This is a genomic window from Micromonospora sp. NPDC047753, assembly GCF_040642735.1.
Lineage (GTDB): Bacteria > Actinomycetota > Actinomycetes > Mycobacteriales > Micromonosporaceae > Micromonospora.
In genome coordinates this window covers 1-5,178 of the sequence record NZ_JBEYSL010000477.1, presented here as the reverse complement: position 1 = coordinate 5,178, position 5,178 = coordinate 1, and the positions used below count along the sequence as shown (strand labels likewise).

At 71.5% G+C, this 5,178-nt stretch carries 5 protein-coding genes; 2 read left to right on the top strand and 3 right to left on the bottom strand.

What is annotated here, in order from left to right; genetic code table 11:
• Positions 1-956 (top strand): PASTA domain-containing protein (locus tag ABZ749_RS28880; protein WP_357233317.1); only part of this gene is annotated, 956 nt, incomplete at its 5' end.
• Positions 956-1,825 (top strand): deoxyribonuclease IV, encoded by an 870-nt coding sequence (locus tag ABZ749_RS28875; RefSeq protein WP_357233314.1) that lies wholly within the window; start codon positions 956-958, stop codon positions 1,823-1,825. The genes ABZ749_RS28880 and ABZ749_RS28875, both read left to right, overlap by 1 nt.
• A 104-nt stretch (positions 1,826-1,929) precedes the next feature.
• Here the strand turns inward: ABZ749_RS28875 and ABZ749_RS28870 are convergent, their stop codons facing one another.
• The 3 genes from ABZ749_RS28870 to ABZ749_RS28860 form a co-directional block, all read right to left on the bottom strand.
• Positions 1,930-2,964, bottom strand: a complete 1,035-nt coding sequence (locus ABZ749_RS28870) for a GntG family PLP-dependent aldolase (RefSeq protein ID WP_357233312.1) — start codon at positions 2,962-2,964, stop codon at positions 1,930-1,932.
• A 94-nt stretch (positions 2,965-3,058) separates the two neighbouring features.
• Complete coding sequence (locus tag ABZ749_RS28865) at positions 3,059-4,465, bottom strand: class II 3-deoxy-7-phosphoheptulonate synthase (protein WP_091407607.1); 1,407 nt, start codon at positions 4,463-4,465, stop codon at positions 3,059-3,061.
• 88 nt (positions 4,466-4,553) lie between these two features.
• Positions 4,554-5,066, bottom strand: a complete 513-nt coding sequence (locus ABZ749_RS28860) for a hypothetical protein (RefSeq protein ID WP_357233309.1) — start codon at positions 5,064-5,066, stop codon at positions 4,554-4,556.
• Positions 5,067-5,178: the final 112 nt, after the last annotated feature.

The following is a 5,178-nucleotide window of genomic DNA, read 5'->3' as shown; positions in this document are numbered from 1 at the left end:
GGCCGGGGCGGCGTCGGGCCGCCCCGGAGCCGGCGGAGGGCCTGGGCGCCCGGCTCGCCGCGCTGCGCAGCACGCTGCTGAGCAGCCCTCGTGGCCGGCTGGCCGTCGCGGCCGTGGTCGTGACGCTGGGCCTGGTGGCCGCGCTCGGGGGTTGGTGGTTCGGCGTCGGCCGCTACACGGACGCTCCGCAGTTGGTGAGCCTGAGCAAGGCCGATGCGCAGGCGCGGGCCGACCGCGCCGGGCTTCTCGTCGAGTACGCTGAGCCGCGCTTCGACGAGAAGGCCCCGAAGGACAGCGTGCTGGAGCAGAACCCGGCCTCCGCCGCCGAGATCCTCAAGGGCGGCACGATCACCCTGACCCTCTCCCTCGGTCCGGAGCGTTTCCCCGTACCGGACGTGATCGGCAAGGAGTTCGAGCTCGCCGAGGCGGATCTGGTCAACGTGAAGCTGGTGGTGGCCAAGGGCACCCCCCGCTACGACGACAGCCTGCCGGCCGGGGTCGTGGTGGACAGCTCCCCCAAGGTCGGCACCGAGGTCAAACCCGGTGCGAAGGTCACCCTCATTCTGAGCCGGGGCAGGGCGCCGGTGACGGTGCCGAACCTGGTCGGCAAGAGCCTGACCGACGCCCGAACGACCCTGGCCCAGCTCAACCTGGTGCTGAAGGAGACCTACAAGGAATCCGACAAGCCGAGGGACGAGATCCTCGGCCAGAGCCCGGCCGATGGCGCCGGTGTGGAGAAGGGCACCGAGGTCAAGCTGGACGTCAGCAAGGGGCCACCGCTGCTCGCCATGCCACGGGTGATCGACCTGCCGTGCCAGCAGGCCAAGCAGGCGTTGGAGGGCCAGGGCTTCCCGGTGACGATGGCGATCAACCCGAACGCCGTGGTCCGGATCCAGATTCCGGGCGAGAATTCGCAGGTGGCGCCCGGCACCCCGGTCACCCTGACGTGCTTCTGATGCCGACGATCTCCGCGCGGCCGGTGGGCACGCACACTCCGACCTCGGGTGGGCTGGCGAAGGCTGCCCTGCCGTACGCCGACGCGACCGGCGCGCAGGTGGTGCAGGTCTACGTCTCCAACTCGCGAGGCTGGGCGCTGCCCGACGGCGACCCGGTGCAGGACGCGCTGTTCCGCGACGGTTTCGCCGAGCGGGGCATTCCCGCGTTCATCCACGCCGCTCTGCTGGTCAACCTCGGCTCGCCCACCCCGGCCACTGTCGAGAAGTCGGGCCAGACGCTGGCGCACGCGCTTCGTCGGGGCGTGGCGATCGGTGCGCGCGGGGTGGTGTTCCACGCGGGCAGTTCGGTGGACGAGGGGCACGCCGAGGCGGCGATGGGACAGGTCCGCGAGGTGCTGCTGCCGCTGCTCGACTGGGCTGCCGACGCTGGCGGGCCGATGTTGCTGGTCGAGCCGAGCGCCGGCGGTGGCCGCTCACTGGCCTCCCGGGTGGAGCAGCTCGGGCCCTACCTGGACGCGGTGGACGGGCACCCCATGCTCGGGGTCTGCTTCGACACCTGCCACGCCTGGGCGGCCGGCCACGACCTGGCGGCCGAGGGCGGCATGACGGCGACCCTGGACACCCTGGTGGCCACTGTCGGCGCGGACCGGCTGCGGCTGATTCACGCCAACGACTCGAAGGATCTGTGCGGCTCCACCCGGGATCGGCACGAGAACATCGGCAAGGGCAGCATCGGCGAGCCCGCCTTCGCCGAGCTGATGGCGCACCCGGCGACCGCTGGCGTCCCGATTGTCGTGGAAACCCCCAGCGAGAAGCACGTGGGCCACGCCGCCGACATCGCCACCCTCACCCGCCTGTCCCACCCCTGACCCACCCTTGTTGATCAAGAGGTTCGCGTCAGCCCGCGGTCGGAATCTGACGCCAACCTCTTGATCACCGAGGTGAACGGGGGCCGGGGTGGGTGGGTGGGGTTTTAGGCTGCGGCGAGGATGCGGGGTAGGGCTGCCAGGGCGCGGTCGATGTCCGCGTCGCTGACGCCCAGGTGGGTGACCAGGCGGGCGGTACGGGGGCCGAGCACGGAGATCAGTACGCCCTCGGCCCGCGCCGCGGCGGCCAGGGCCCGGGCGTCCAGGGTGTGCTTGGTGAGGTCCAGCGCGACCAGGTTGGTACGGACAGTGGTGGCCAGCACACCGAACGGCGCGACCGCCTCGGCGAGCCGGGCCGCCTTCGCGTGGTCGTCGGCCAACCGGTCGATGTGCTGCGCGAGCGCGTAGCGACCGGCGGCGGCGAGGATGCCGGCCTGGCGCATGCCCCCGCCCATCCGCTTACGGATCAGCCGGCCACGTTCGATCTTGTCCGCGCTGCCCACCAGCAGCGAACCGACCGGCGCGCCGAGGCCCTTCGAGAGGCACACCGACAGCGTGTCGAAGAGCCGGCCGTACTCGATCAGTGGCACCCGGTCGGCGACGTGCGCGTGCCAGATCCGGGCGCCGTCACAGTGCAGCGCGACGCCCGCCTCGTCAGCCACCCCGCGCAGATCCCGCAGGGTCGCCAGCGGAATCACCCCGCCGCCGCCGCGATTGTGGGTCTGTTCGACGGCTATCGCGCGGGTGGGGACGGCGAAGTAGCCGTCCGGCCGGATCATCCCGGCCACCACCTCCGGGTCGATGTCCGCGCCCACCGAGGGCCAGGTCCGCGAGGAGATCCCGCCGTACGCTGCCGCGGCGCCGATCTCGTACGTGACCACGTGCGCGTCGGCGTCACAGAGCAACTCGTCGCCGGGCGAGACCAGCAGTTGCAGGGCGATCTGGTTCGCCATCGAGCCACTCGGGGCGAACAGCGCCGCCTCGTGCCCGAACAACGCGGCGACCTCGGCCTCCAGCGCGTTGACGCTCGGGTCCTCGCCGTAGACGTCGTCACCGACCTCAGCGGCGGCCATCGCCTCCCGCATCCCGGCGGTGGGTCGGGTCACCGTGTCGGACCGCAGGTCCACGAAAAGATCAGGCACTGTCATCCCTTTCAACTGCCGACTGCCGGCTCGCAAGCTCACTCCTCGCGTCAGCCATGGTCATCCTCCGACTGCCGACTGCGGGCTCGCAAGCTCAGCCACGCAGCATCTCCGCTACGAGGAAGGCCAACTCCAACGACTGCTGGGTGTTCAGTCGGGGGTCGCAGGCAGTCTCGTACCGGTCGGGCAGGTCGAGATCCTCGATCCCCTGGGCGCCGCCGAGGCACTCGGTGACGTCCTCGCCGGTCAACTCGACGTGCAGGCCGCCGGGGTGGGTGTCCAGCCCCCGGTGCACCTCGAAGTAGCCGAGCACCTCGTCGACGATGCGGTCGAAGTGCCGGGTCTTGTAGCCGTTGGACGACTCGTGCGTGTTGCCGTGCATCGGGTCGCACTGCCAGACCACCTTGGCCCCGGCGGCGGTGACCTTGGCGACGATCGGCGGCAGCGCGTCGCGTACCCGGTGGTTGCCCATCCGACTGATCAGGGTGAGCCGACCGGGGATGTTGTCCGGGTTGAGCTTCTCGCACAACTCGATCGCCTCGTCCGGGGAGGTCGTCGGGCCGAGCTTGACCCCGATCGGGTTGGCGATCCGGGAGATGAAATCGATGTGCGCGCCGCTGATCTGCCGGGTGCGCTCGCCGATCCACAGGAAGTGCCCGGAGAGCCCGTACGCCCGACGGTCGGAGACCCGGGTGAGCGCCCGGTCGTACTCCAGGGCCAGGGCCTCGTGGGAGCAGTAGAGCGTGACGGTGCGCAGCGCCTCGTCGTCGGTCATGCCGCAGGCCCGGATGAAGGCCAGCGCCCGGTCGATCTCCCGGGCGATCGCCTCGTAACGCTCCCCCGCCGGGGAGTTCTTCACGAAGCCCTTGTTCCAGTCGTGCACGGCGTGCAGGTCGGCGAGCCCGCCGGCGAGGTACGCCCGGAGCATGTTCATCGCCGCCGCCGAGTTCGCGTACGCGCGGATCATGCGCTGCGGGTCGGCGACCCGGGCGGCCGGGTCGGCCTCCAGCGAGTTGATCATGTCGCCGCGGTAGGCGGGCAGGCCGCGGGCGTCGGTCGGCAGCGAGCGGGGCTTCGTGTACTGCCCGGCGACCCGGGCGACCTTGACCACCGGCAGCGACGCGCCGTAGGTGAGCACGATCGCCATCTGGAGCAGGGTGCGGGCGTTGGCCAGCAGGTGGCTCTCGGTGTTGTCCACGAACGTCTCGGCGCAGTCACCACCCTGCAGCAGGAACGCCTTGCCCTCGCAGACCAGGGCGAGCTTCTGCCGGAGCTGGTCCACCTCGTAGGGGGCGACGACGGACGGCACTGTGTCGAGGACCTTGCAGACCGCTGCCACGGCGGCCGGGTCGGACCACGGCGGGACCTGCTCGCGGGGCAGTTCCCGCCATCGGTCCAGACCGAGCGCGGCGTCCTCGGCGGAATCGATCGTCGGTCGGCTGGTCTGCAGGCCCGGGCTGCCCACCGCGGGATGGCTCAGCTGATGCCACTCATGGCGCATGACAGAAAGCGTACGGCGACGGTCGGGGTGGCCGGGCGGCGAGGGGGACGGTTCCGGCAGATGGGAGATCAATCTGCCGGGGCGCTGGTCAGGACGCGGGCGAGGGGACCACACCGGTCGGCGTCGGGCTGGCGACCGCGGTTGCGTCCGGCGCCTCCCCGGCGATGCACCAGTCGCTGCCGTCGCGGGTCACGGTGAAGACCAACGGCCGGACGACTGTGCGCTTGCCGACCGCGACCGAGACCGAGACGCGGACCTCCTGCCCGAGCGGACCGGACCGGATGTCCGTGATGGCCGCCTCCGGAACCTGGAAGTGGTCGGCGAAGTCGCCGTTGGGGCCGGTGGCGCCACGGTCGAAGCCGTCGTGCAGCAGAGCGCAGAGCTGGCTGCGGCCGGCGGCGACGTCCTTGGCCGTCATGGCGTCGAGGTACGCCTGCACGCGCTCACGGGAGCGGGTGGCGGCCTCCTCGGCGGGGGCCCGGGCCGGCTTGGGGGCCGACTTCTCCTCGTCCTTGTCGCCGATCCCGCAGCCGACCAGGGCAACCGGCAGCAGCATCAGCCCGGCGGCGGTCGCCGCCAGCCTGCTGTGTATCGGTCGCATGATCACCTCCGTCGGCGGTGAGATCGAGACGTGCCGAGCCGCGAGTCTGCCACATCCGGCTGTACGAGCCCAACGGCGGCGGCCCGGTCGACGCGCTGGGCGTCGGCCGAGC